The organism is Algoriella xinjiangensis, assembly GCF_900115015.1.
Taxonomy (GTDB): domain Bacteria; phylum Bacteroidota; class Bacteroidia; order Flavobacteriales; family Weeksellaceae; genus Empedobacter; species Empedobacter xinjiangensis.
The window spans coordinates 137,045-161,651 of sequence record NZ_FOUZ01000010.1 but is presented as its reverse complement, the minus strand read 5'-3'; the positions used below and the strand labels follow the sequence as shown (position 1 = coordinate 161,651).

Here is a 24,607-nt window from a genome sequence, read left to right as displayed (position 1 = left end):
TATAAAAAGTTATAAAATTTATTTTTAACCCTACTTTTGAAAGGGTTAAAAATAAATAAAATGAAAGTAGGGCTTAAATGGAAAGTTTCGTTCTTAATAATGTCACTCGTTGCAATTACAGGATTGTTTTGGCAAACTGATGTAGCTACAAGTCCGATAAAAGATTTTTTAAGCGAAGATAATATTGTGGGCTCTGACGTAGCTTGGATATTAGCTGCAGCAGGATTGGTATTGTTAATGACGCCTGGATTATCTTTTTTTTATGGCGGAATGGTTGGTAAAAAGAACGTGATTTCTACAATGCTACAAAGTTTTATTTCACTTGGAGTTATCTCTATTTTATGGGTAGTTGTTGGTTTTTCGTTGTCATTTGGCGAATCAATTGGTTTTAAGATCAATGGAGAACATTACGGTATTATAGGAAATCCACTTTCATATCCATTTTTTAAAAATGTTAGTGTTTTTCCGCACCATCAAATGGCTTCTACAATTCCATTTGTTTTATTTGCATTGTTTCAAATGAAATTTGCAGTAATAACTCCAGCTTTGGTTACGGGATCTTTTGCAGAAAGAGTTCGATTTATTTCGTATTTATTGTTCATGGTTTTATTCAGTTTATTCATTTACACACCTTTGTGTCACATGGTTTGGCATCCAGAAGGATTATTAAATAAATATTTTGGAGTAAAAGATTTTGCAGGAGGAACTGTTGTACACATGAGCGCAGGTTTTGCCGCATTAGCAGGTGCATTAGTAATCGGAAAAAGAAAAAAAGCAGAACATAAACCTGCAAATATTCCTTTCGTATTATTGGGTACAGGAATGTTGTGGTTCGGATGGTTCGGTTTTAATGCAGGTTCTGCATTAGCAGCTAACGCAACAGCGGCTTTGGCGTTTGGAACAACAACAATTGCATCTGCTTCGGGAATGATGACTTGGATATTTTTTGATCGTATCAATGGTCGAAAAGTATCGGCAATGGGTGCTTGTATTGGCGCGGTAGTTGGCTTAGTAGCAATAACACCTGCATGCGGATTTGTTAGTATTCCCGAAAGTATTTTTATAGGTTTTATAACTGCAATTGTATCAAATAGTTTGATGCATTGGAAACCTTTAAAGAAGATTGACGATACATTAGATGTTTTTGCTTGTCATGGTGTTGGTGGAATTATGGGAATGATTTTAACTGCAATTTTTGCACACGGAGAAAATGCAAGTTTACTTCATGGCGGATTTAATGTGTTTTTTCATCACATGATTGCGTTGGTATTAGTTTCTATTTTCGCTTTTTTTGGATCAATAATAATCTATTTTATTACAGATAAAATTATATCGTTGAGAGTAAGTGAAGAATCTGAAAATGAAGGTTTGGATAGTTCTCAACATGGTGAAAGTTTCAATTGGTGAGATTACTCACTAACCTACTAGACTATAAAAAGAAAGCCGACTATGACAAGTCGGCTTTTATATTTTGATTGATAATTTTTTACGCTTTAACCAATCCTGCTCTTTTTAATAAAGCATCTGGAGTTGGTTTGTGACCTCTAAAATTCTCGTACAATTCCATCGGTTCTATTGTTCCTCCGGAAGATAATAATTTGTGAAATTTTTGAGCTGTTTCTGGATTAAAAATTCCAGTTTCTTTAAAAAACTCAAATGCATCAGCATCCAAAACTTCTGCCCATTTGTACGAGTAATATCCAGAAGAATATCCGCCCTGAAAAATGTGAGAAAACGATGTACTTGTCATATTATTCTCAACCTCGGGATATAATTCCGTTGCTTTGAATGATTCTTTCTCGAAAGCTTGTAAATTATCAATTTCTTTCAGATTATTTGCATGATAAGCCATGTCTAATAATCCTAAACTTAATTGACGAACCGTTTGGTAACCTTCCATATAACTTGACGATTCTTTTACTTTTTCGATTAATTCTTGTGGAATAATTTCGCTTGTTTTATAATGTTTTGCAAACAATTTTAAAGCTTCGGGCTCGTAACAAAAATTTTCATAAAACTGAGAAGGCAATTCAACAAAATCCCAATACACATTAGTTCCTGCTAAACTTTCGTAAACTGTATTTGGCAACATACCATGTAAAGCATGTCCAAATTCGTGGAATAAAGTTGTAACTTCCTGAAAAGTCAGTAAAGAAGGTGTGTCTTTTGTAGGTTTTGTAAAATTACAAACAATAGAAATATGCGGACGCTTTGTAACTCCATTTACGTTAGATGCTTCTCTAAAACTTGTCATCCAAGCACCAGGACGTTTTCCTGCTCTCGGAAAAAAGTCGGCGTATAATAAACTTAAGAAATTTCCATCTTTGTCTAAAACCTCATACGTTATCACTTCATCGTTGTATTTATCAATGGTATTGATTTCTTTAAACGTTATACCATATAATTTTGTAGCGATATCAAAAGCACCTTGTGTTACATTTTCTAATTGAAAATATGGTTTTAATTCTTCTTCAGAAAGATTGAATTTTTTCTGTTTCAATTTCTCTGCATAATACGCATGATCCCAACGTTGCAATGTGTCTATTCCGTCAATTTCTTGTGCAAAATCACTCAATTCTTTGATTTCTTTTTCAGCAAAAGGTTTCGCTTTGACCAATAAATCATTCAAAAAATCTAAAACAGTTTCGGGTGTTTTTGCCATACGTTCTTCTAAAACATAAGCTGCATGCGTTTTATAACCTAAAATTTGAGCACGTTCGTGACGAAGTTTTACAATTTGCTTTACATTTTCTTCGTTGTTAAACTCGTTTTCCTGAAATGCTTTTACACTATTTGCCTTAAATAATTTCTCTCTTAACCCTCTATTTTCCGCATATTGCATAAACGGAATATAACTTGGCGCTTGCAAAGTAATTACCCAACCTTCGCTATTTTTTTGTTCAGCATCAGTTTTTGCTTGTTCAATAGCGTAAGATGGTAAACCTTTCAAATCATTTTCATTGGTAATGATTAATTGATAATTGTTAGTTTCAGCCAAAACATTTTGACCAAATTGCAACGAAAGCATTGACAATTGTTTATCAATTTCTCTTAATTTAGACTTTTCTTCGTCATTTAAATTTGCTCCATTACGAGAAAAACCTTTGTATTTTTTATCTAAAAGATAAGCTTGTTCCGCTGTTAAATTTAATTGCTCTTTTTGATTATATACTTTTTTAATACGCTCAAATAAAGCTTGATTTAATCGTACATCGTTTCCAAATTCAGACAATAATGGCGAAACTTCTTGCGCAATTTGTTGCATTTCGTCATTTGTTTCAGCAGAATTTAAATTGAAGAATATAGCAGAAATTCGACCAAGTTTTTCGCCCGAAAGTTCCATTGCTTCAATCGTATTTTCAAAAGTTGGCGCTTCTGGATTAGAAGTTATAGCGTCAACTTCATCTTTTGCTTCTTTTATAGCCACTATAAATGCAGGTTTATAATCTTCATTTTTTATTTTAGAAAAAGGCGCGCTTTCAAAAGGTGTTTCAAATTTTTCTAACAATGGATTACTCATATATGTTGTATTTTTTAATTAAAATGATTGTTGATTTATTCTCAAAATCTAATCCAAAGGTAACGAAACTGACAAATCGTCAAGAATTTGCTCGAATTAATTTTAACTTATTTTTCGTTATTTTTTACTCAATATTAATTTAGGAATACAGTATATTTATCGTCCAACAAATAGAAATCTTATGAAAAAATTAGTTTTAGCGTGTTTAGTTTTTGGCGCAACTTATCTTAATGCGCAAAATAAAGTATACGAGGGCGATGTTTATCAAGCTGGTGTTGATGAGACTTACAAAGCTGTTTTAACCATTACGAATGACAATCAGTATAAAATTGATTATCCAGATTCTAAATGCAGTGGTGTTTTGAAATTTGTAGAAGAAGATGATTTAGGTTTTCTGAAATTTCAAGAAAATATCACAAAAGGTAAAGAGTTTTGTGTAAATGGTTTAAATGTTTATTTGTACTATATGGATGCAGATAAAACGCAAGTTAATTTTAAAGCTGAAGCAACAGAAGCCGAAGATGATGAAATGAGAACGATTGGTGATTTGTACTTGAAACAAGATTAAAATTTAGTTAATTCTATAAAAATCTACAAAGCGATTTATTCGCAATAATTTTATGTTGACTACATTTGTTTAAAAGAAATAAAAATGAGTGTAGCCATCATATTTAATCAAAAACCGATAGACGATTGGTTTGATAAATTAGCCGAATTATTGCCAGAAACTAAAGTAGAGATTTATCCAGAAATAGAAAATCCGAACGATGTTGAGTTTATTGTAACGTGGAAACCGCACGTTGGTTATGTAAATGAATTTCCGAATCTGAAGGTTGTACAATCTGTTGGTGCGGGAATTGATCATTTGTTGCATACGCCAATTCCGTCTACAATTAACATTACACGAATTGTTGATTCTGCGCTGAAACACGATATGTTTGAGCATGTTTTGACATGTGTTTTAACTTCAATAAAAAATATTTTACCTTATTATAAAGCGCAATTAGAGAAAAATTGGCAGCCAACTTCGTACAAAACAATAGCAGAAACTACAGTAACAATTCTTGGTTTGGGCGAAATTGGAAATGACGTTGCTACAAAATTTGTGAATTTAGGTTTTACGGTGAAAGGTTGGTCGAATTCGTCAAAAAATATAGAAGGAGTTGAATCTTTTTCTGGTTTAAATGAATTAGAAAATGCAATTTCTCAAACAGATTTTATCATTAATATTTTACCATTAACAGCGCAAACTGAAGGTATTTTGAATGAACAGTTTTTTGAATTTTGTTCTGATAATACTGTTTTGATTAACGTTGGTCGTGGAGGACATTTGGTCGAAAATGACTTATTGACTGCAATCAAAAACAATAAAATAAAAGAAGCTTATTTAGACGTTTTTATAGAAGAGCCTTTGTCAGAAAATCATCCATTTTGGACGAATTCTCAAGTTTATGTTACGCCACATATTGCGAGTATGACGAATGCAAACACAGCTTTGGAGCAGGTTGCAGACAATTATAAACGAATGAAGAATGAAGAAACTTTGTTAAATCAAGTTTCCATGGAAAGAGGTTATTAGTATTGTTCTAAAAGACGCAGATAACGGAATAAAAGACGTATTTATTAACAATTAATTGAATATTTTTAAGTAAAATTGTATAGAATTTGATAGCCAAAAAATGAGTGATTATATACAGTTGTATTCGTTAAATGATATTTTAAGAACTTATAGAGAGCAAGTTTCGGATCGACGTTTGGCAATATTTGATATTGGTCCAGAAAATAATTACTATTTCGTACGACATAAACCCTATAAATTTTCGTCGCTTGGCTTGATTTTGATTACAGCTGGAACGTGCGAAATTGCGGTTAATTTAGAACCTAATTTGATTAAGCGTGATGATATTATGGTTGTTTTACCAGGGCAATTATTTGAGATTTTAGAACTTTCAGATGATTTTTCTGTTCAAGCAATTTTTATTGATTCGGAATTGATTATTGAAGCTGGATTTCATGTTAAATCAAATAATTTAGTTGAATTTTTATCGTCAAAGTATCCTAAGATTATTTCACTTGACAAGAAAATTGTACGTGATTTACGATATAATCTAAATAAGATTAGTAAGTATACGATTAAGAACGAAAATATTTTTGCAAAGGATTTGGTTTTACATCATTTTTCTATTTTGATGTACGAATTAGGAAACCATTACAATCAACTTGCAATGGCAAAAAATACGACTAAGGAAGTTAGAAAAGAAGAATTGGCAAAGCAATTTTTATATTTGGTTTCCACGCATTTTAAACGTCAACGCAATGTGCAATTTTATGCAGATGAAATGTTTATTAGTCGTAAACATTTAACCAAAATTATTGTAGAAGTTTTTAATAAATCGCCCAAACAAATTATTGCAGAAGCGATTATTTTAGAGGCAAAAGTATTGCTTAGAAATCCTAAATTTAGTGTTTCGGATGTTGTAACTGACTTAAATTTTGGAGATACATCTGTTTTTAGTAAGTTTTTTAAAAATTATGCGGGTATTTCTCCGAGTACTTTCAAAGGAAATAATTAAAAATCTGATTATCATTAAATATTAAAATAATTCTTCGATGCGTCTTTTTGACAACTTATTCCGTTTATTTAGCTAACCTATTACTTAAACATAGTAGACCTTTGTACTTCAAAATTTATTTAATCAAACCGCTGTTTTTAGAGGTATTCGTTAGATAATTTGATTGAGAAGAATTTTATGGAGGTAGATTTTAATAAAAAAATATATGCGCAAATAACTGCAATTGGTGGTTATGTGCCTGAAAATAAACGTACTAATTCTGATTTAGAGAAAATTACGGAAACTTCGGACGAATGGATTGTTAAGCGAACAGGAATCAAAGAACGTCGTATTTTAGAAGATGGTTTAGCAACTTCGGATATGGCTGTAAGCGCAATTCTTAATCTTATAGAAACTTACCAAAAAGACATACAAGATGTTGATGCTTTAATAGTTGCAACTTCTACGCCTGATATGTTGATGCCTGCAACGGCAAATATTATTTGTGATAAATTAGGGATAGAAAACGTTTGGGCTTTTGATATGAATGCCGCTTGTTCTGGCTTTTTATATGCTTTAGACATGGGGGCTTCGTTGATAGAAACAAAACGTTACAAAAATATTTTGGTAATTGGTGCAGACAAAATCAGTGCGTATGTTAATATTAATGATCGTTCTACAAATATTTTATTTGGAGATGGAGCAGGAGTTGTGTGGCTTGAACCAACAAACGAAGTGGCTATTTTAGATGCATTATTATTGAGCAACGGAACTGGTAAAGAATATTTGAATATTGAAGGTGGTGGATCTCTTCATCCAATTAGCGAGCAATTGTTGTTGGATGAAAAACGTTACATCAAACAAGACGGAAAAGTAGTGTTTAAAAATGCAATTCAATCGATGAGCGATACATGTTTGAATGTTTTAAGCCGAAATGATTATTCTGTAGATGATGTAAATTGGTTGGTTCCACATCAAGCAAATAAACGAATTATTGATGCTGTAGGAAATGAAATTAAAATTGAAGAAGGTAAAACTTTGGTCAATATTGAGCATTACGGAAATACAATTGCAGCAACAATACCACTATGTATTTGGGAAAATACATCAAAACTTAAAAAAGGAGATTTATTGATGTTGACTGCGTTTGGAGCTGGTTTCTCTTGGGGAGCAAGTTTATTACGTTGGACAATTTAATCGATCTAATCATATTTTTGTTCAGTAAGAGCAGCAAGCAATTGTTGCTCTTTTTTTGTGATTACATATCAATTTCGGTATCACAATTTTTACATTTCAACACATTTTTTTGATAAATAGGATAAACCCAAAATAAGAAAGATGTTAAAGTAGATATTAATCCTTTTGTACCTTTCGAAGATTTAAAATTGGTGTAAAAATCGTTACCACCACAAGTAGGACAAATAATTAATTCTTCGTTATCATTGGTATATTTTGTATTATTTATTTCTTCTAAAACAGACAATGCTCTTTCAGAATCAGTTTCTCTAATTTTTAGCTTAACACCACCAATAGCCTGCGCATAAAGCATATTTATACCAACTGAATGTTCATCAAATACAAACGATTCAATATCTTCACTTTCTAATTTTGATCGTAGTATATGTGCTTCAATTGGGCTATCAAAAACTTTAAGTGTAATTAATTCCATATAAATTTTTCTAAAAATGTTAAATAATCTCTGTTTATAGCTTAAATAAAGATAGTTATTTATAACTTAATAATTCAGAAAAATAATGATCTAAAATAAAGAATATGAAGAAAATAATCAATTGTTTTATCTTAATCTTTTTGTTTATGAATAGTTTAAATGCACAAAATTTGAAGACGGTTATCTATCAAGATGGACAACAAAAATTGAACGGAATGATAACTGATCATGTAGCAAAAAATTTATCAGGTGTATTAATTTTACCAGCTTGGAAAGGTATTGATAACGAAGCCAAACAAGCTGCAACAGATTTAGCAAAAGAAGGATATGTTGCTTTTATTGCTGATATTTATGGCGAAGGAAATATACCAACAGACAATGCTTCTGCTGCTAAAATTGCTGGAAAATATAAGTCTGATTTTGGTGCATATCAAAAACGAATTGATTTGGCTTTAAAAGAAATGATAAAAGCTGGTGTTAACCCAAATAAAATTGCAATTATTGGATATTGTTTTGGAGGAACTGGCGCTTTAGAAGCTGCTCGTGCGCAATTACCTGTACAAGGAGTTGTATCTATTCACGGTGGTTTAGCGAAAGATATTTCTCGAAAAAATATTCCTTTAAAAGCAAAAATTTTAATAGAACATCCTGCAAATGATGAATCTGTAAAACAAGAAGATATTGTTAATTTAACCAAAGAAATGGACGAAGGCAAAACCGATTGGCAGTTTATAACGTATGCAAATTCTAAACATACTTTTACAAATCCAGAATCTGCAGATTACAATAAAACAATGGCGGACAGATCTTGGCAACATACCTTATTGTTTCTAAAAGAAGTATTAAAATAAAAAAAAGAGCTTTACAAAAGCTCTTTTCTTATTTTATGAAAAATTGAATCATTTCGAACCAAAAATAGGACGTTATAAATCCAAAAATTATACTAATTCCTATAATCAAATTCGTCAATTTTGTGTTGAGTTTAAACTGTTCCGCAATAATACTTGACGTAACAAGCGTTGGCATTGCAGCTTCAAAAATTGTAATTTTAGCTACGTCGCCTTTTATTCCAATTATCAATGCTAAAAGCATTACGACAGCAGGAGCAATCATCAATTTGTACAACATTGACATAGATATTTGCGACCATAATTTTCTCCAACCATTAAATTTTAATTGTAAACCAACCGAAAATAAAGCCAATGGACCTACGGTTGCGGCAAGTTTGTCAAAAAATGGTTCGGCGGGTGTTAAATCAATAAATTGAGATAAAATTAAAGCGCCAATACATCCTAAAAATGGAGGAAAAGTGAATAATCTTTTCAATATAAATTTAACATCAATTGCTCCAGAACCGTTGCTTCCGCCTTTTAAAGCAGAAATAATTCCGATTGTAGATAAGCATAAAAACATGGTTTGGTCGCAGATAATTGCGATGCTCAAATATTGTTCGCCGTAAAATGCGCTGATTAATGGAAAACCGATGAAAGATGTGTTGCTGTAACCGCTTGCTAATTCTAACGAACGTCTTGAACGTTCGGAATATCCTTTGGCTTTGCTGTAAAATTTCATAAAAAATAAGCTTCCAATTGCTATCAAAAAAGTAGTTGCAACAGGAAAAAGCATTTCTTTTGACCATTCTACTTTTGGTAAATATTTAAAAGAAACTGCGGGTAATGCTAAATATAAAATCCACGTATTGATTCCTTTGTGGGCGTCGGGATGAATTGATTTTGTTGCTTTAAAAATCATTCCAGCAATTATACAAACTGCGATTAGAATAAAATTTACCATTTTGGTCTTATTTTGTGTGCAAAGTTACAACGCAACTGCCATTTTTGTTTAGGATATTCAATTAATATTGTTCGAAAAGTAAAAATAATTAGAATAGATTTTTTGATATCTTAAAATTTGTCAATTCGACATTTTTTCGAATCACTTTTTGAGAATTAACTACATCAAAACCATGCGATATAAAAAATGATTTTGCAGTTATACTAACATCAGCAAATAATTGGTTTTGGTTATTTTTTAGTGCAATTTTCTCTATTTTTACCAATAATTCCGAAGCAATTCCTTTTCGCTGAAAATTATGATGTACGTATAAAAAATCGATATAATTATGATTTTCTAAAGTAATAAAACCAACAATTTTAGTGTTTATTTCGGCGATTAAAACAATTTGATTCTCAAAAATAGAATGCCAACGTGCTTTATTTTCGACCGAAGAAGACCAAACTTCTCGTTGTTTTTCGGAGTAATCATTTTTACAAACAATATGAATGGTATCAAGAAACAACGTTTGCATTTCTACTAAATCATTTTGTGTTCCTTTTCGCAGTTTAATCATAGTTGTTAATCTCTAGTTGTTGATTGTTAAAAGTCAGCTTATATGTGTTATTTTCTACATTTATGATTGCTCGAAAAGGAGCTGATTTTATCTTAATTTCTGTCGGATACCACGTTTTTTTTATGTTATAATTTGGAAGAAGAATTTTACCTTCATCAGAACCATTTGTACCAAATGCGTCAAAATCTCCTTTCCAAAATTTAGAATTCGTTACATTTTCTATTTGTTGATTAATTTCTTCAATTTCTAAAGTCGGTAAACCAATTTCGCTAATTCCTAGAATAGATGAAGCATCAAAAGGTTGATTGCTTTCGTTATCCAAATTAGCGTGAATAATAATTTCTGCAAGATTATTTGATCCATCATAAAAATAAAATGATTTTGCATTCCACGCTTCAAAATTACTAAACACATTGTTATTTTCAGTTTCTAGAATTTCAACTTTATTTTTCATCCAATTATACGCATTTTGCAATTGATTTTTCGGAATCAAAAAACTGTAATGATAAATATTTTCTTGGTCAGAAGTAATAAATTTTAATTTTGTCCAACCAATTTGAACACTAAAATAATTTTCAGAATTTTCAATCAAATCAAGTTCTAAAATTTGAGTAAAAAACTGTTTGTTTTCGTTTAATTTATTGGTTTTTAGTTCTAATTCTATAATTTTCATATCTTTTTTTATTAAATGTAATCGAAAATTAACGTTAGATTTTTAGTTTGTAATTGATTTAAATAATGATACAATAGACGTTTTGATTACAATTCTTCAACTGTTTTATTTTGTGCAGCATAAACGCCAGAAAAACAAAGAATAACGGAAATGAATAATAAAAAATAGAATGAATAAGCCCATTGATTTGTGAGTTCGAATAATTTTCCGAAAATTGGAGGTCCAAAACCTGCTAATAAATAACCGATAGATTGCGACATTCCTGATAATTTGACAGCTGATATTGGCGATTTTGTGCGCATTGAGAAGAAAAGCATAACCAAACTAAATGCTAATCCGTTTGCAATTCCTAATAAAATAGCGGCTAAAACAACAAATTTTATATTGTAAAAATTGAGCAATAAAAATGCGATTATAAAGCATAAACTGATGAAATAAATCAATATTTTTTGATTTTTCATACGCGATGCGATAATTGGACCGACAAAAGTTATGGGCAACATGGCGAACTGAAGGTAAGATAATATCCAACCAGCATCTTCTTTTTTCATTCCATAACTTATCAAAATAATAGGTAGCCACGCAATTATACAATAATAAATTAGCGATTGTAAGCCCATAAAAAAGCTAATACTCCAAGCTATTTTTGACTTATAAATGTTAACTTCAGAAGTGTTAGATGATGTGTTTTTAGAAACAATATTTACCTTTTTTAGCAATTGAAAAATCCAAACAAGTAGTGTAATAAAGACGGGAATAATCCAAATTCCTAGCGAACCTTTCCATCCAATAGTTGTCCATTGTCCAATTTTTATACTAAAACCAGCAGCAAATGCGGCGGTTAAATTCATTCCAACCGAATATACGCCAGTCATCATTCCAACTTTTTTCGGAAATTCTTTTTTGATAAAAGCGGGCATTACAACATTTCCTATACAAATTCCAATTCCAACTAAAGCAGAACCAAAAAATAGAGAAAAAATACTGTCGTTAATTCTTAAATACAAACCAATAATTAGGAGAATTAAAGAAATGAAAACCAATTTTTCTATTCGGTATTTAATGGAAAATTTTCCGATTAAAACAGAAAAAGCTGCAAAAACGAAAAGAGGTATTGCAGTTAAAAAACCAGCTTCCGTTTTAGTTAAATGTAATTGAGAAGCAATTTCATCTAGCACAGGTCCAACCGCTGTTAATGGCGAACGTAAGTTACTTGCAACTAATATTATTCCTAAAACAGAAAGTGTAATACCAATATAATTTGATTTATTTTGAGCTGTATTATTTGTTTCATTTTGCATGATACAAAGATAATTGTGGTTATTTACATAAATTTGTCAATAATTACATTTAAAACGACAAAATGTACAATAGTCAAGAACATTCAATTTTAGATTCAATTCCAAAAAAATATTACGTTTGGTATGAAGATGATTGGAAGCATGAAGATGAATTTCATTCGCATCAACGTGCGCAATTGGCGTATGTAGCAGAAGGTTATCAGCATTTGTTTGTAGATGATGAGGTGTTTTTATTGCCTCAAAATCATGCTGTTTGGATACCGACAAATAAATTACACAAAACAAAAACAACTTTAGAATCAATTCGATTAATGACTATTTTCTTTGAATTGGAAGATGATAAAGAGGATTTTTATAATGAAGTCAGAATTTTTTCTGTGCCAACTGTACTCAAAGAAATGCTTTTTTACGCGAGTAAATGGAGTAAACAAGAAGAAGAAAAATTTGAAGAACAATTGTTTTTGAAAGCAATTTTATACGAAATGCCTTCTTTTTGGACAAGTTCTATGAAATTAGGATTAACTGTACCAAAAGATGATAGATTGTATGCAGTTTGTGTTTTTTTACAAGAAAATTTTTCGTCAACTATTTTGTTTGAAGAATTGGCGCAAAATTATTCGATGTCGTTACGAACAATGGAACGATTATTTAAGAAAGAAACAGGTTTAACGGCAAGTAAATATTTGCAATTAATACGAATAATTAGAAGCATTGAGTTTTTAGGCGAACAGAAGATTACAATTGCCGAAGTGGCTTATAAAGTAGGTTACAAAAGTTTACAAGCTTTTAGCAATAGTTTTTATCAGTTGTTACAAGTTCGCCCAAATGAATTTGTTAATTCAATAAAATCCTGATTATTTGATGCGCATCATTGTAACCAAAGAAGTTGCAGCATGCGTTTCTTTTCCAGAAATTTCGTCAACGGCAAAAATCTCGGTTCTAATTGCACTTATTTTTTTTCCACCTTTCAATACATACGCTTTCGATAGTAAAAAATCGCCAATTGCTGGGCGCAAATAATTTACTTTTAACTCAACCGTTACAACATAACAATCGTCTTCGTAATGGCTAACCGCGGCATAACCAGACGAAACATCAACCAAAGAAGCAATCATCGCACCATTAAACATACCATCTTTTCGCGTCATCATTTCTTGTTTTGGAATTTTAATCGAAACAAAATCGGTCTCAATTTCCATTAACGTAGCGTTATAAAACTTTAATGTTTCTGATCGATTAAAACTTGCTTCGACTAATTGTTTTTTTTCTGGCGTCATTTCGTAAAATTAAATAAAAAGTCTTAAATAGCTGGATTAACTAAATTTAATTCTGAAATAATTTGGTTGTTTTGATAAATAGAAACACTTTTTAAACCTCTATAATAATTGCCTTTATCTATTGTTACAAGATAATTTTTAGACGGAATAATTTTTAAAATTTCTTGATTTGGAAATTGTTGTTGACTATTTTTAAAACAGATAAAAACATCATTTTCTGTTAATTGCGAAATATCTTCTTGTGAAATAACCGTAATTAAATCTTTTGTCAAAAACAACTGATCAAAAATATAATCAAACGTTTTAAACTTTTTATTTTGAAGTTCTTGCGTATTGATTAAAAAACTTTTTAAACGATTAACAATTGGATAAAAATTACCAACTAATGGCGGTTTCGGGATATTGCGCTCAAACAAACAACCGTCTATTAAAGACAAAGGAAGTTTAATATTCAAATCATTTGTTTTTGAATTATACAAATGACGAAAATCTAAATTCCTAATTTTGAATTCTTCAATTATTTGATTTTCTAAATCTTTGTTTACAATAGGCAATTGAAGATTGATGAAATCAACAAATTTTTCATTAGAAATTGGCGCTAAATTTAGTTCAGAAATGTTCTGAGTCATACAATATAGTTAATAGTTAAACAAATATTGTACTTCGAAAATAGGGGAGTTTACGTTTGTTTTGGATGGATTCCCGTATTATTTTACCACCGTGGAGACTACTCTCGGTTGGTATCGCTTCTATTATTATAACGATTCGAAATACAGTGTAAATATAGAATTATTTTTTAAATTCGGAAAATTTTACAAAAAATTAAGATTTATTTAAGTCTTTTCCGAAAAATGTTTTATACATTTGATAGAAGAAAAAATCAAAAAATGAAATTTACGTGTTTATATATGATGTCGATTCGCAAACAGGTTTGGAATATCCAGACGTGGGAAGTCATGTATAATTAAAAGAGATTTTATTTTTTAATTTATTTATTTCCCCGTCGATTTGTTTCGATGGGGATTTTTTTTAGCAATAATCAAGTAGAACAACCAAAAATTTTAAAACAATGCAAAGTTTACAACAATTAACACTTCCGGTATGGCCGCTGGAAGACAACACAATTTTAGAACAAGTTTCAGTAACATTTCAAACATTTGGACTTCCATTAGGAACGGCTCCAGTTATTTTGATTAATCATTCTTTACAAGGAGATTCTGATTGTACGTATCATTGGGAAGGTGTTATGGGAAAAAACAAAGCAATTGATTTAAATGAATATACGGTTATTTGTATTGATATTCCAGGAAATGGTGTTTCCGAAACTATAAAGTACGATTATATACCACGCGACCAAATTACCGCCCGAGATGTTGCGGTGTTGTTTTGGTTGACGTTGTTTGAATTGGAAGTGCAAGAAGTTTTTGCGATTATTGGTGCAGATTTAGGTGGAGGAATTGCGTGGGAAATGGCTTGTTTATTTCCAAATAAAGTGCTAAATATTATTCCGATTGCGGCTAGTCCAAAAACAGATCAATGGTTGATAAAAGAACCAAATGCAAAAAATGAATATTTAAAATCGATTTTTTATTCAATTGATATTTCTAAAAATAGAGGTAATATTTTAGAAGTTTCTCAATTCATCAAATCAAATATTCATGTTATTTATGTAAAAGAAGGCAATGTTTTTAACAAAGCCGAATTAAGAAGATATTACACAAAACTAAATCAGCTTAAAAAATCTGTAAAGTTTTATGAGATAGAACAAATTGAAGACAATGCACTTTTAAAAGAGCAAATAGAGCAAGTTGAGAAAATAGTTGATGGAATTCTCGAGAAGGAATTTATCAATAATGTCGCATAATTTTAAAGCTTCCTATAACTAGGAAGCTTTTTTATTTAGAATAGAAGTACCTTTGCAAAAAATTACCTTTTTATGTTTGTCGCCATTCAACAAAAACTAAATTCGCACCCCGTTTATAACATCAATTTTATATTAATGTGTATGAGCACATTATTATTTGCCGCAAGTTTTAATATGATGATTCCTGAATTACCAGCTTATTTAAGCAGTTTGGGTGGAGCAGAATATAAAGGCTTTATTATCGCGTTGTTTACTTTAACGGCTGGTATTTCTAGACCTTTTAGCGGAAAATTGACCGATAAAATTGGTCGAGTTCCTATTATGGCAATAGGATCAATTGTGTGCTTTGTGTGTGGAATTTTATATCCAGTTTTAACATCTGTTTCAGGATTTTTATTTTTACGATTAATTCATGGTTTTTCAACAGGGTTTAAACCAACAGCAACAGCAGCTTATATTGCCGATATTATTCCGCGCGAACGTTGGGGCGAAGCACTTGGTTTACACGGTATTTGTTTTAGTATAGGAATGGCAATAGGACCAGCATTAGGAAGTACAATTACGTTATATTCGTCAATTAATACCATGTTTTTTACATCATCATTTTTTGCATTAATGTCAATTTTGATTTTGTTTAACATGAAAGAAACTTTAGTTAAGAAAGAAAAATTTAGAGTCGGATTATTAAAAATTTCTAGGAAAGATGTTTTTGCGAAAGAAGCTTTACCAGCAGCTTTAATCACATTTTTATCATATGTTGCGTATGGCGCAATTTTAACTTTAATACCTGATTGGACAGAATATTTAGGCTTTGAAAATAAAGGTGTATTTTTTATTGTTTTTACAATTTCATCGATGTTAGTGCGATTTTTTGCAGGAAAAATTTCAGATCAAAAAGGACGAGTTTTAGTCATAAAAATAGGATTAGCTTTATTGATTGTAGCCTTGATTTTATTAGGAAGCATACAATCAAAATTAGGATTGATTTTAGGTGGTTTGGTGTACGGAATTTCAGGAGGAATTCTTTCGCCTGCGCTTAATGCTTGGACAATAGATTTTAGTAAACCAGACGAACGTGGAAAAGCAATGGCTACGATGTATATTGCGATGGAAGCGGGAATTGGTCTCGGTGCTTTGTGTGCTGGTTGGTATTTTCAGGATTATTTAGATCGTGTTCCGATGGTTATTTATGTTTCGGCATTAATTTGTTTTATTGGAACAATTTATATGTTGAGGTTCAAAAATAAGCCGCAAACAATTTAATTTTAAAAGATGAAAGCAGAACTTTACGAAGTTATACAACATAAAATAGAAGAAAAAATTAACTATTTTAATCATTTGATTGAAGATTTACGTGCGTCAAATAATGATACAAAAAGTAGCATGGGCGATAAATACGAAACTTCGCGCGAAATGATGCAGCAAGAAATTACTCGAATTCAAAACCAATTGAATGATGTTTTGATTCAACAAGATATTTTCTCAAAGCTTAAAATTATTGATAATCCAATTGTAGGTTTGGGCAGTTATGTGGAAACTTCGATGGGTAATTTTTGTATTGCGTGTAGTTTTGGTGAGATAGAAAATAACGGTAAAAAAATATTTATTCTGTCTACACAAACACCTTTAGTTAAAGAATTGATTGGTAAATCAAAAAATGATTTGTTCGAAATAAATAACAAATCATTCCAAATACTTGATGTAAATTAGGTTTTATTATTCAAAAAAAAGATGGAAATAAATAATAAGCAAAGTAGAAGTGAGGAAATAACTGAGAATTATTTTAAATTTTTAGACCAACATATTGCTGATGTTATTTCGGGCAAAACAACTGATTTTCTAGAAATTAATCAAATTGCATCCGAATTGTTTATTTCTCATCAACATCTAACAGATACTATTCAGCAAACAACAAATCATCATCCTTGTTATTTTTATGATTATAAGATAATAGAAAAAGCAAAAGAATTATTGTTAGAGAATGAAAAATCGGTTGCAGAAATTGCCAAAATGTTAACCTATGATCCTTCTAATTTTTCTAAATTTTTCAAGAAATTTGTTGGATTAACTCCAGGACAATTTAAAAAAGAGAATAAAATTTAGCCTTTTCACAAAAAAACCGAAAAGTTCACCATATTATATTTTTTTCTCATTACTATTTTTGTTTTAATTAAATTTATGAATAGTAAAATATTGAAAACCAAATAAAATGGAAAGAAACAACTTAAACGGAAAAGTCGTATTAATAGCTGGAGGTGCTAAAAATTTAGGAGGCTTATTAAGCCGAGATTTTGCAGCAAAAGGTGCTAAAGTAGTTATTCATTACAATAGCGATAGTACAAAAGCAGATGCAGAAAATACATTGGCAGATATTGTAAATTCTGGTGGTGAAGCATTCACATTTCAGGCAGATTTAACAAAAGTAGGTAACATTAAACAACTTTTTGAGGAAGCCAAAAGTAAATTTGGAGGTGTAGATATCGCGATAAATACAGTTGGTATGGTTTTGAAAAAACCATTTCTTGATACGACTGAGGAAGAGTATGATACAATGTTTGATATTAATTCTAAAGTAGCATATTTCTTTATTCAAGAAGCAGGAAAGTCTTTAAATGATAATGGTAAAATTTGTACAATTGTTACTTCTCTTTTAGCTGCTTATACTGGTTTGTATTCTACTTACGCTGGTGCAAAAGCGCCTGTAGAGCATTTTACAAGAATGGCATCTAAAGAATTTGGAGATAGAGGAATATCTGTAACTGGAGTTGCGCCTGGTCCTATGGATACACCATTTTTTTATGGACAAGAAGAACCAGAGGCTGTTGCTTACCATAAATCTGCATCTGCACTTGGCGGTTTAACGGACATTAAAGATATTGCACCTTTGGTTGAGTTTTTAGTGACTGATGGTTGGTGGATTACTGGGCAAACAATATTTGCAAATGGAGGTTATACAACAAGATAAAATAATCTAACATAAATTAAAAAAGGACATCGTTGCGGGATGTCCTTTTTAATTGAAAAGTATGTAAGTATTAGAATTGTGCGGTTTCCGTACTTTCAGCCATAGCTGTAGTAGACGAAGCACCTTGTTGCACGGTATTTTGTACGTAATCGAAGTATTGAGTTCCTACAAATGATTGGTGTTTTACGGCTGCAAAACCTTCATGTTGTAAAGCAAACTCTCTTTCTTGTAATTCAGAGTAACCAGCCATTCCTCTTGCTTTGTAAGCGCGAGATAATTCGAACATAGACGTGTTCATTGCATGGAATCCTGCTAGTGTGATGAATTGAAATTTATAACCCATTTCTGCCAAATCTTCACGATATGTTTCCATTTGAGCAACAGTTAAATGTTTTGCCCAATTAAAAGATGGAGAACAGTTATAAGCTAACATTTGATTTGGATATTTTTCGCGTATTGCTTGTGCAAATTCTCTAGCCATTCCTAAATCTGGATTAGAAGTTTCCATCCAAATTAAATCTGCGTAAGGTGCATAGCTTAATGCACGATCAATACCTTGTTCAATTCCGTTTTTTACATTGTAAAAACCTTCAGAAGTTCTACTTCCAGGTATAATGAAACGTAAATCTCTTTCGTCAATATCAGAAGTAATTAAGTTAGCAGCTTCTGCATCAGTTCTTGCAACCAACAAAGTTGGCGTACCACAAACATCTGCAGCTAAACGTGCAGCAACTAATTTGTTGATCGCTTCTTGTGTTGGTACTAAAACTTTTCCTCCTAAATGACCACATTTTTTGGCAGATGATAATTGATCTTCAAAATGAACACCAGCAGCGCCAGCTTCTATCATTTGTTTCATCAATTCGTAAGCATTTAAATTTCCTCCAAAACCAGCTTCTGCATCAGCAACAATCGGAACCATATAATCAATTTCACCTTGACCAGTTACAGATTGTATTTCGTCTCGACGGCGCAATGCATTATTGATGCGTTTTACAACCATCGGAACCGAATTTGCAGGATATAATGATTGATCTGGATACATTTCTGCTGATAAATTAGCATCTGCAGCAACTTGCCATCCCGAAAGATAAATAGCATTTAAGCCAGCTTGTACTTCTTGTATTGCCTGATTTCCGTTTAATGCTCCTAAACCAGCCATGTATGGTTTGCTGTTTAAGCCTTCCCAAAGTTTTTTAGCGCCTAAAGTTGCCAAAGTGTAATCAATGTCCAAAGAACCTCTCAGTCTAATAACGTCTTCTGCCGTATAAGGACGAGTAACTTCTTTCCAGCGTGGATTAGTTTCCCAATCTTGCTGAATTTTCTGAATTCTGTCTTGGTTGCTCATAATTGTTTTTGTGTTTTGGTTTGAGTATGTGTTGTGTGTGTGTTTTGCTTTGGTTATAGGGCTTTTAAATATACTTATAGGCTTCTAATGTTAAAAATTCGGTAAACTTGTGCGATAAAACTAATTCATCAAAAATTTGAATTGCTTTTTCAAATTTTCCAGATTTGTAGTTTTCTTCTCCAACTAATTCTTTTATTTTGAGAACTTCTTCAGCTCTTATTTTTTTATATTTTTCGGTATTAAACTCGCATCCATTCTCTAAAGTAATGTTTTGATGTAGCCATTGCCAAACTTGTGTTCTCGAGATTTCTGCAGTTGCAGCATCTTCCATTAAATTGTATAATGCAGCCGCGCCTTTACCAGATAACCAACTTTCGATGTATAGAATTCCGACATTTATATTGTCACGAATTCCTTTTTCTGTCACCGTTCCTTTTGGTAATTCTAATAAAGCTTCGGCTGTTGTTACAACATCTTCTCGTTTATTATCAATTTGATTAGGTTGAGGCATGTATTTGTTAAAAATATCCAATGCAACAGAAACCAATGCTGGGTGTGCAACCCAAGTTCCGTCATGTCCATTTTTTACTTCGCGTAATTTATCATTCTTCACTTTCTCAAAAGCAGCATTGTTAGCTTCTTCATCATTTTTGATGGGAATTTGAGCTGCCATTCCGCCAATTGCATGAATGTTACGTTTATGACAACGCTGAATTACAGCCTGCGAATATGCAGCCATAAATGGAGAAGTCATGGTAACTTGAGAGCGATCTGGAACGATAAAATTTGGATGTTTTTTAAATTTCTTGATATAAGAAAATATATAATCCCAACGTCCGCAGTTAAGTCCTGCGATATGTTCTTTTAATTCGTAGATAATTTCATCTAACTGAAAAGAAGCTGTAATCGTTTCAATCAAAACTGTCGCTTTAATTGTTCCTTGCGGAATTCCTAAATAGTCTTGTGCAAAGACAAAAACATCATTCCACCAACGGGCTTCAAGGTGATGTTCTAATTTAGGAAGATAGAAATAAGGCCCACTTTGCTTGGATAGTAACGTGTGTGCATTATGGAAAAAATATAAACCAAAGTCAAATAGTGAGCCTGATATTTCTTGCTTATTGATTACAATATGCTTTTCATTTAAATGCAACCCTCTTGGTCTTACGATCAAGACAGCTGTTTTATTATTTAGTTGGTATGTTTTTCCTTTAGATTCTAAAGAAATTGTACCATTTACTGCGTCTTTTAAATTTTGTTGTCCTTGTAAGTTATTATCCCATGTCGGAGAATTACTATCTTCAAAGTCAGCCATAAATGTTTTAGCGCCAGAATTTAAAGCGTTTATTACCATTTTACGATCAACAGGACCAGTTATTTCAACACGTCTATCTTGTAAATCAGCAGGAATAGGAGCGGCTAGCCAATCACTATTTCTGATTTCTTTCGTTTCTGATAGAAAAGAAGGAAAATTTCCTAAATCAAAAAAGATTTGTCTTTCTTTTCTTTCAGCTAACAATTCAAGACGTTTGTCATTAAATTTTTTGTGCAAAGCAGTCAAAAATTCTACTGCTTCTTTTGTCAAAATGTCCGGATAACTATCCAGTACATGATGTGATAATTTTAATTCACTTGTAATAGTATCCATTTTTTGTGTTTTTGTTGTAATTTTGGTTTTGGTTATCAGCGGAAATTAACTTCCAGCGAACGTTCGCTAAATTATAAAAATTCGTTTACATTTACCAAACATTTTTAAAAAAATTATGCAAGAAGAATATATTAAATTAATTTTTGGATTGAAACTAAAACAAGTTAGAGCTTCTAAAGACTTGTCTTTGTTTAAGTTATCTAAGTTAACGGGGCTTTCAAAATCTTATTTAAATGAGATTGAAAAAGGTAAAAAATATCCAAAAACTGATAAGATTATTTTGCTTGCAGAAGCATTAGAGATACCTTATGATGAAATAGTTTCGTTGAAATTAGATAAAAATTTAGCGCCAATTGCCGAAATTTTACAATCAAATTTGTTGCAAGAAATTCCTTTGGAGCTTTTTGGAATAGAAGAAAGAGATTTGATTGAGATTATTTCGAATGCACCAATGAAAGTAAATGCATTTATTTCGACGTTAATTGAAATTGGAAATAATTACAATTTAACAAAAGAGAGTTTTTATTTGGCTTCGTTGCGCTCTTTTCAAGAAGCAAATGATAATTATTTTCCTGAAATAGAGCAATCGGCTAAAAGTTTTTTAAAAGAATATTTAGTGAATTCGGACGATTCTGTAACGAATGAAACGATGGAAGAAATTCTGAAAGAAGAGTATAATTATACAATTGTTTACAAAGATTTTAAGGATTTAGGTGCAGCAGAATTAGCCAAATTACGTTCGATATATATTAAAGAAAAACATTTGTTGTACATTAATTCGACAACAGATAATGATCAAAAACGATTTATTTTAGCAAAAGAATTGGGTTATAATTATTTAAATTTAACCAAAAGACTTTATACGTTTTCTTGGGCAAGTTTTGAGGAATTCGATCAATTATTAAATAATTTTTATGCGTCGTATTTTGCTGGAGCATTACTTTTGCCAGAAGATAAGTTACTAAAAGATATGCAGAATTTATTTGCATTAGAATCGCATGATTTGTCAAAATTTCAGGAAATATTAGGAAAGTATACCGAATCGCCCGAAACAGTTTATCAACGAATGACGAATTTGTTGCCAAAACATTTTAATATTCGCGATTTATTTTTCTTGCGTTTGTCTACAAAAGTTGGTTCAAATTCTTATAAATTAACAAAAGAATTACATCTTAATCAGCAACAATCGCCGCAAGCAAATGAAACTGAAGAGCATTATTGTCGTCGTTGGGTTTCGTTAAATGTTTTAAAAGAATTAGAAAATCAGAAAGATGATCATCACGAAATTTCGGCTCAAATTTCGATTTATCCGTTCAATAATAATCAAAAATATTATGTGATTTCGTCTGCAACAAAAGATCCGTTTAATCCAAATTATTTGAGAAGTGTAACGATTGGAGTTTTATATAAATCGGCACAACGAAAAATAAAATTTATGAATGATCCTCAAATTCCTGTTCGTGAAGTTGCGGTTACATGCGAAAATTGTGGAATGGAAAATTGCGCTGATCGAGCAGCAAAACCGTCACGTTTCGAGAAAAATATTCGTACTAAACGTTTAAACGTAATTATTAATGATTTTATAAAAGAAGAAAATAAAATTTAAATATAAAAAAAAAGCCGAATCATTGATTCGGCTTTTTTAGTGATATTATTTGTTATTTCAATTCCCAATCAGTTGCAAAAACCGCTTGTAATGCAGCAGTTTCTGTACGAAAACGTTGTTGTCCTAAGCTAATTCCAGTAAAATTATTTTCTTGTGCTAAAAGAATTTCATCTCGAGAAAAATCACCTTCAGGACCAATCATAATCAAAATATGTTGAGGTTTTGTCTGCAATACATTTTCGAAAGGCGTTCGTGTAATATCTGCCTCACAATGTGCAATACATTTGGTGAAATTTGTAAAATCTGTTTTAACAAAATCAGTAAATTTTGTCAAATCATTTACTTTTGGTAAATAGGCTTTTAACGATTGTTTTGTTGCAGATTGCACAATTTTTTCAATACGTTCTAGTTTTATGTTTTTTCGTTCAGAATGAAAACTTTGTAAAAAAGTAATCTCATCAATTCCAATTTCAGTTGCTTTTTCTAAGAAAAATTCTAAACGTTCCATTGTTTTTGTTGGAGCAATCGCAACGTGTAAATAATAATTTTTCTTTTCGAAATCTGTTTTTAAATCAATGATTTTTGCTTCAACAGCTTTTTTAGAAACAGAAACGACTTCGCATTCGGCCATGTTTCCTTTTCCGTCTGTTACATGAATTTTATCGCCTTCATTTCCACGTAAAACTTTTGCAAAATGATGACTTTCTTCTTCGCTTAAGATTGCTGAATCTTGGTTTATTTCTCCAAAAAATAATTTCATTAGATATGGTATTTAGCAACAGATTTTGCTGTATTTTCTGTAAATATTTCGCGGTCGTATTTTAACGATCCAACCATTGCAATCATCGCAGCATTGTCTGTTGTATAAGCAAATTTAGGGATAAAAGTTTTCCAGCCAAATGTAGTTTTTCCTTCTTTTAATCGTTGACGAATTTCCGAATTTGCCGAAACTCCACCTGCTATTGCAATTTGATTAATTCCAGTTTCTTCGGTTGCTTTTTTTACTTTTTCCATCAAAATATTTACGATAGTGTGTTGTATAGAAGCGCATAAATCATCAATATTTTCTTCGATAAAGTTTGGATTGATCTTCACTTCTTTCTGAATAAAATATAAAACGGATGTTTTAAATCCACTAAAACTAAAATTTAAACCGTCAACTCTTGGTTTCGCAAATTTGAATTTTTTAGGATTTCCAATTTTAGATTTTTGATCAATAATTGGACCTGCAGGATAAGGTAAATTTAGAATTTTACCTGCTTTATCAAAAGCTTCTCCAGCAGCGTCATCTATAGTTTCACCCAAAATTTCCATGTCAAAATAATCGTTTATTTTAACAATTTGCGTGTGTCCACCACTAACCGTTAAACATAAAAAAGGAAAAGTAGGTTTTTCATCGTTGGCATCTTCTATAAAATTTGCCAAAATATGTGCTTGCATGTGATTAACTTCAATCAATGGAATATTTAGAGATTGACTGAAAGATTTTGCAAAACTTCCGCCAACTAAAAGAGATCCCATCAATCCTGGACCACGCGTGTACGCAATTGCTTTTAGATTTTCTTTGGTGATATTTGCCTGTTTTAGGGCTTGATCTACTACGGGAACAATATTTTGTTGATGTGCTCTCGATGCTAATTCTGGTACTACGCCACCATATAACTCGTGAATTTTTTGGCTTGCAACAACATTAGAAATGATCTCATTTTCGCAAATGATTGCTGCGCCTGTATCATCACAAGAAGATTCTATGGCTAAAATGTAGTTTTTAACGCTCATAATTCCTTGTAGAATAAAATTTATAACTTATTTTTACACTGCAAATATCGTAAAT

25 protein-coding genes and 1 riboswitch are annotated in these 24,607 nt (G+C 31.3%); of the genes, 13 read left to right on the top strand and 12 right to left on the bottom strand.

The genetic code is table 11. The annotated features are described in order from the left end of the window. The first annotated feature begins 60 nt into the window (after positions 1–60). Entirely contained in the window at positions 61–1,407 is a 1,347-nt protein-coding gene (locus BM072_RS10990) for an ammonium transporter (protein ID WP_092908717.1), read from the top strand. Between the two features lie 79 nt (positions 1,408–1,486). Here the strand turns inward: BM072_RS10990 and BM072_RS10985 are convergent, their stop codons facing one another. Beyond that, positions 1,487–3,520 (bottom strand): M3 family metallopeptidase, encoded by a 2,034-nt coding sequence (locus BM072_RS10985; protein WP_092908716.1) that lies wholly within the window; start codon positions 3,518–3,520, stop codon positions 1,487–1,489. Between the two features lie 181 nt (positions 3,521–3,701). On the opposite strand from BM072_RS10985, the gene BM072_RS10980 reads away from it, so the two are divergent. The 4 genes from BM072_RS10980 to BM072_RS10965 all read left to right on the top strand — a co-directional run bounded on the left by BM072_RS10980 (position 3,702) and on the right by BM072_RS10965 (position 7,269). Beyond that, positions 3,702–4,088 (top strand): hypothetical protein, encoded by a 387-nt coding sequence (locus tag BM072_RS10980; RefSeq protein ID WP_092908715.1) that lies wholly within the window; start codon positions 3,702–3,704, stop codon positions 4,086–4,088. 84 nt (positions 4,089–4,172) lie between these two features. Next, a complete protein-coding gene (locus BM072_RS10975) occupies positions 4,173–5,099 on the top strand; it encodes a 2-hydroxyacid dehydrogenase (RefSeq protein ID WP_092908714.1) in 927 nt (308 codons plus the stop codon). A gap of 100 nt (positions 5,100–5,199) precedes the next feature. Further along, entirely contained in the window at positions 5,200–6,093 is an 894-nt protein-coding gene (locus BM072_RS10970) for a helix-turn-helix domain-containing protein (RefSeq protein WP_092908713.1), read from the top strand. A 177-nt stretch (positions 6,094–6,270) separates the two neighbouring features. Beyond that, a complete protein-coding gene (locus BM072_RS10965) occupies positions 6,271–7,269 on the top strand; it encodes a beta-ketoacyl-ACP synthase III (protein ID WP_092908712.1) in 999 nt (332 codons plus the stop codon). A 61-nt stretch (positions 7,270–7,330) separates the two neighbouring features. On the opposite strand, the gene BM072_RS10960 is transcribed toward BM072_RS10965, so the two are convergent. Further along, on the bottom strand, positions 7,331–7,741 hold the full coding sequence (locus tag BM072_RS10960; RefSeq protein WP_092908711.1) for a putative signal transducing protein: 411 nt from the start codon (positions 7,739–7,741) through the stop codon (positions 7,331–7,333). A 104-nt stretch (positions 7,742–7,845) separates the two neighbouring features. Between BM072_RS10960 and BM072_RS10955 the strand changes: the two genes are divergently transcribed. After that, positions 7,846–8,592 carry a dienelactone hydrolase family protein gene (locus tag BM072_RS10955; protein ID WP_245752141.1) on the top strand — a complete coding sequence of 249 codons (747 nt, stop codon included), beginning with the start codon at positions 7,846–7,848 and terminating at the stop codon, positions 8,590–8,592. 28 nt (positions 8,593–8,620) lie between these two features. Here the strand turns inward: BM072_RS10955 and BM072_RS10950 are convergent, their stop codons facing one another. From BM072_RS10950 to BM072_RS10935, 4 genes are all read right to left on the bottom strand, one after another. Continuing rightward, positions 8,621–9,535: an AEC family transporter gene (locus tag BM072_RS10950; RefSeq protein ID WP_092908709.1), complete on the bottom strand. Its 915-nt coding sequence runs from the start codon at positions 9,533–9,535 to the stop codon at positions 8,621–8,623. Positions 9,536–9,623: 88 nt separating this feature from the next. Further along, positions 9,624–10,091, bottom strand: a complete 468-nt coding sequence (locus BM072_RS10945) for a GNAT family N-acetyltransferase (protein ID WP_092908708.1) — start codon at positions 10,089–10,091, stop codon at positions 9,624–9,626. Then, on the bottom strand, positions 10,084–10,764 hold the full coding sequence (locus BM072_RS10940; RefSeq protein WP_092908707.1) for a VOC family protein: 681 nt from the start codon (positions 10,762–10,764) through the stop codon (positions 10,084–10,086). Before BM072_RS10940 ends, BM072_RS10945 begins: the two co-directional genes overlap by 8 nt. 86 nt (positions 10,765–10,850) lie before the next feature. Beyond that, entirely contained in the window at positions 10,851–12,065 is a 1,215-nt protein-coding gene (locus tag BM072_RS10935; protein WP_092908706.1) for a CynX/NimT family MFS transporter, read from the bottom strand. A 62-nt stretch (positions 12,066–12,127) separates the two neighbouring features. Between BM072_RS10935 and BM072_RS10930 the strand changes: the two genes are divergently transcribed. After that, complete coding sequence (locus BM072_RS10930; protein ID WP_092908705.1) at positions 12,128–12,919, top strand: AraC family transcriptional regulator; 792 nt, start codon at positions 12,128–12,130, stop codon at positions 12,917–12,919. Here BM072_RS10930 and BM072_RS10925 read toward each other — a convergent pair whose 3' ends face one another. Beyond that, positions 12,920–13,342: a PaaI family thioesterase gene (locus tag BM072_RS10925; protein WP_092908704.1), complete on the bottom strand. Its 423-nt coding sequence runs from the start codon at positions 13,340–13,342 to the stop codon at positions 12,920–12,922. Positions 13,343–13,365: 23 nt separating this feature from the next. Beyond that, positions 13,366–13,971: a hypothetical protein gene (locus BM072_RS10920; RefSeq protein WP_092908703.1), complete on the bottom strand. Its 606-nt coding sequence runs from the start codon at positions 13,969–13,971 to the stop codon at positions 13,366–13,368. A 47-nt stretch (positions 13,972–14,018) separates the two neighbouring features. Further along, a riboswitch (SAM-I-IV-variant riboswitch) is annotated at positions 14,019–14,121 on the bottom strand. 290 nt (positions 14,122–14,411) lie between these two features. Here BM072_RS10920 and BM072_RS10915 point away from each other — a divergent pair. The 5 genes from BM072_RS10915 (at position 14,412) to BM072_RS10895 (ending at position 18,171) form a co-directional block, all read left to right on the top strand. Then, positions 14,412–15,206, top strand: a complete 795-nt coding sequence (locus BM072_RS10915) for an alpha/beta fold hydrolase (RefSeq protein ID WP_092908702.1) — start codon at positions 14,412–14,414, stop codon at positions 15,204–15,206. A gap of 72 nt (positions 15,207–15,278) precedes the next feature. Continuing rightward, positions 15,279–16,469: an MFS transporter gene (locus tag BM072_RS10910; RefSeq protein WP_092908701.1), complete on the top strand. Its 1,191-nt coding sequence runs from the start codon at positions 15,279–15,281 to the stop codon at positions 16,467–16,469. A 9-nt stretch (positions 16,470–16,478) separates the two neighbouring features. Further along, the gene (locus BM072_RS10905) at positions 16,479–16,916 is read left to right on the top strand and encodes a hypothetical protein (protein WP_092908700.1); all 438 of its coding nucleotides are present in this window, start codon (positions 16,479–16,481) and stop codon (positions 16,914–16,916) included. Between the two features lie 21 nt (positions 16,917–16,937). Then, entirely contained in the window at positions 16,938–17,309 is a 372-nt protein-coding gene (locus BM072_RS10900; RefSeq protein ID WP_092908699.1) for a helix-turn-helix domain-containing protein, read from the top strand. Between the two features lie 106 nt (positions 17,310–17,415). Further along, entirely contained in the window at positions 17,416–18,171 is a 756-nt protein-coding gene (locus BM072_RS10895) for an SDR family oxidoreductase (protein WP_092908698.1), read from the top strand. Positions 18,172–18,241: 70 nt separating this feature from the next. Here BM072_RS10895 and aceA read toward each other — a convergent pair whose 3' ends face one another. After that, positions 18,242–19,519 carry an isocitrate lyase gene (aceA, locus tag BM072_RS10890; protein WP_177190309.1) on the bottom strand — a complete coding sequence of 426 codons (1,278 nt, stop codon included), beginning with the start codon at positions 19,517–19,519 and terminating at the stop codon, positions 18,242–18,244. A gap of 64 nt (positions 19,520–19,583) precedes the next feature. After that, positions 19,584–21,167 carry a malate synthase A gene (gene aceB / locus BM072_RS10885; protein ID WP_092908696.1) on the bottom strand — a complete coding sequence of 528 codons (1,584 nt, stop codon included), beginning with the start codon at positions 21,165–21,167 and terminating at the stop codon, positions 19,584–19,586. Positions 21,168–21,282: 115 nt separating this feature from the next. Here aceB and BM072_RS10880 point away from each other — a divergent pair, with 115 nt between their 5' ends. Next, positions 21,283–22,773 carry a helix-turn-helix domain-containing protein gene (locus tag BM072_RS10880; protein ID WP_092908695.1) on the top strand — a complete coding sequence of 497 codons (1,491 nt, stop codon included), beginning with the start codon at positions 21,283–21,285 and terminating at the stop codon, positions 22,771–22,773. Positions 22,774–22,825: 52 nt separating this feature from the next. On the opposite strand, the gene BM072_RS10875 is transcribed toward BM072_RS10880, so the two are convergent. Together BM072_RS10875 and tsaD are read right to left on the bottom strand one after the other, a co-directional pair. Beyond that, the gene (locus BM072_RS10875; RefSeq protein WP_092908694.1) at positions 22,826–23,533 is read right to left on the bottom strand and encodes an RsmE family RNA methyltransferase; all 708 of its coding nucleotides are present in this window, start codon (positions 23,531–23,533) and stop codon (positions 22,826–22,828) included. Beyond that, positions 23,533–24,552 (bottom strand): tRNA (adenosine(37)-N6)-threonylcarbamoyltransferase complex transferase subunit TsaD, encoded by a 1,020-nt coding sequence (gene tsaD / locus BM072_RS10870; protein ID WP_092908693.1) that lies wholly within the window; start codon positions 24,550–24,552, stop codon positions 23,533–23,535. The genes BM072_RS10875 and tsaD overlap by 1 nt, the downstream gene beginning before the upstream one ends. Positions 24,553–24,607: the final 55 nt, after the last annotated feature.

Excerpts from the sequence above, each read along its gene's own strand:
- BM072_RS10915 (WP_092908702.1), top strand. The coding sequence starts at position 14,412 with ATGCAAAGTTTACAACAATTAACACTTCCGGTATGGCCGCTGGAAGAC.
- BM072_RS10935 (WP_092908706.1), bottom strand. The coding sequence starts at position 12,065 with ATGCAAAATGAAACAAATAATACAGCTCAAAATAAATCAAATTATATT.
- BM072_RS10940 (WP_092908707.1), bottom strand. The coding sequence starts at position 10,764 with ATGAAAATTATAGAATTAGAACTAAAAACCAATAAATTAAACGAAAAC.
- BM072_RS10950 (WP_092908709.1), bottom strand. The coding sequence starts at position 9,535 with ATGGTAAATTTTATTCTAATCGCAGTTTGTATAATTGCTGGAATGATT.
- BM072_RS10900 (WP_092908699.1), top strand. The coding sequence starts at position 16,938 with ATGGAAATAAATAATAAGCAAAGTAGAAGTGAGGAAATAACTGAGAAT.
- BM072_RS10875 (WP_092908694.1), bottom strand. The coding sequence starts at position 23,533 with ATGAAATTATTTTTTGGAGAAATAAACCAAGATTCAGCAATCTTAAGC.
- BM072_RS10880 (WP_092908695.1), top strand. The coding sequence starts at position 21,283 with ATGCAAGAAGAATATATTAAATTAATTTTTGGATTGAAACTAAAACAA.
- BM072_RS10965 (WP_092908712.1), top strand. The coding sequence starts at position 6,271 with ATGGAGGTAGATTTTAATAAAAAAATATATGCGCAAATAACTGCAATT.
- tsaD (WP_092908693.1), bottom strand. The coding sequence starts at position 24,552 with ATGAGCGTTAAAAACTACATTTTAGCCATAGAATCTTCTTGTGATGAT.
- BM072_RS10895 (WP_092908698.1), top strand. The coding sequence starts at position 17,416 with ATGGAAAGAAACAACTTAAACGGAAAAGTCGTATTAATAGCTGGAGGT.
- BM072_RS10970 (WP_092908713.1), top strand. The coding sequence starts at position 5,200 with ATGAGTGATTATATACAGTTGTATTCGTTAAATGATATTTTAAGAACT.
- BM072_RS10990 (WP_092908717.1), top strand. The coding sequence starts at position 61 with ATGAAAGTAGGGCTTAAATGGAAAGTTTCGTTCTTAATAATGTCACTC.
- BM072_RS10955 (WP_245752141.1), top strand. The coding sequence starts at position 7,846 with ATGAAGAAAATAATCAATTGTTTTATCTTAATCTTTTTGTTTATGAAT.
- BM072_RS10960 (WP_092908711.1), bottom strand. The coding sequence starts at position 7,741 with ATGGAATTAATTACACTTAAAGTTTTTGATAGCCCAATTGAAGCACAT.
- BM072_RS10920 (WP_092908703.1), bottom strand. The coding sequence starts at position 13,971 with ATGACTCAGAACATTTCTGAACTAAATTTAGCGCCAATTTCTAATGAA.
- BM072_RS10905 (WP_092908700.1), top strand. The coding sequence starts at position 16,479 with ATGAAAGCAGAACTTTACGAAGTTATACAACATAAAATAGAAGAAAAA.
- BM072_RS10930 (WP_092908705.1), top strand. The coding sequence starts at position 12,128 with ATGTACAATAGTCAAGAACATTCAATTTTAGATTCAATTCCAAAAAAA.
- BM072_RS10910 (WP_092908701.1), top strand. The coding sequence starts at position 15,279 with ATGTTTGTCGCCATTCAACAAAAACTAAATTCGCACCCCGTTTATAAC.
- BM072_RS10980 (WP_092908715.1), top strand. The coding sequence starts at position 3,702 with ATGAAAAAATTAGTTTTAGCGTGTTTAGTTTTTGGCGCAACTTATCTT.
- BM072_RS10985 (WP_092908716.1), bottom strand. The coding sequence starts at position 3,520 with ATGAGTAATCCATTGTTAGAAAAATTTGAAACACCTTTTGAAAGCGCG.
- BM072_RS10925 (WP_092908704.1), bottom strand. The coding sequence starts at position 13,342 with ATGACGCCAGAAAAAAAACAATTAGTCGAAGCAAGTTTTAATCGATCA.
- aceA (WP_177190309.1), bottom strand. The coding sequence starts at position 19,519 with ATGAGCAACCAAGACAGAATTCAGAAAATTCAGCAAGATTGGGAAACT.
- BM072_RS10975 (WP_092908714.1), top strand. The coding sequence starts at position 4,173 with ATGAGTGTAGCCATCATATTTAATCAAAAACCGATAGACGATTGGTTT.
- BM072_RS10945 (WP_092908708.1), bottom strand. The coding sequence starts at position 10,091 with ATGATTAAACTGCGAAAAGGAACACAAAATGATTTAGTAGAAATGCAA.
- aceB (WP_092908696.1), bottom strand. The coding sequence starts at position 21,167 with ATGGATACTATTACAAGTGAATTAAAATTATCACATCATGTACTGGAT.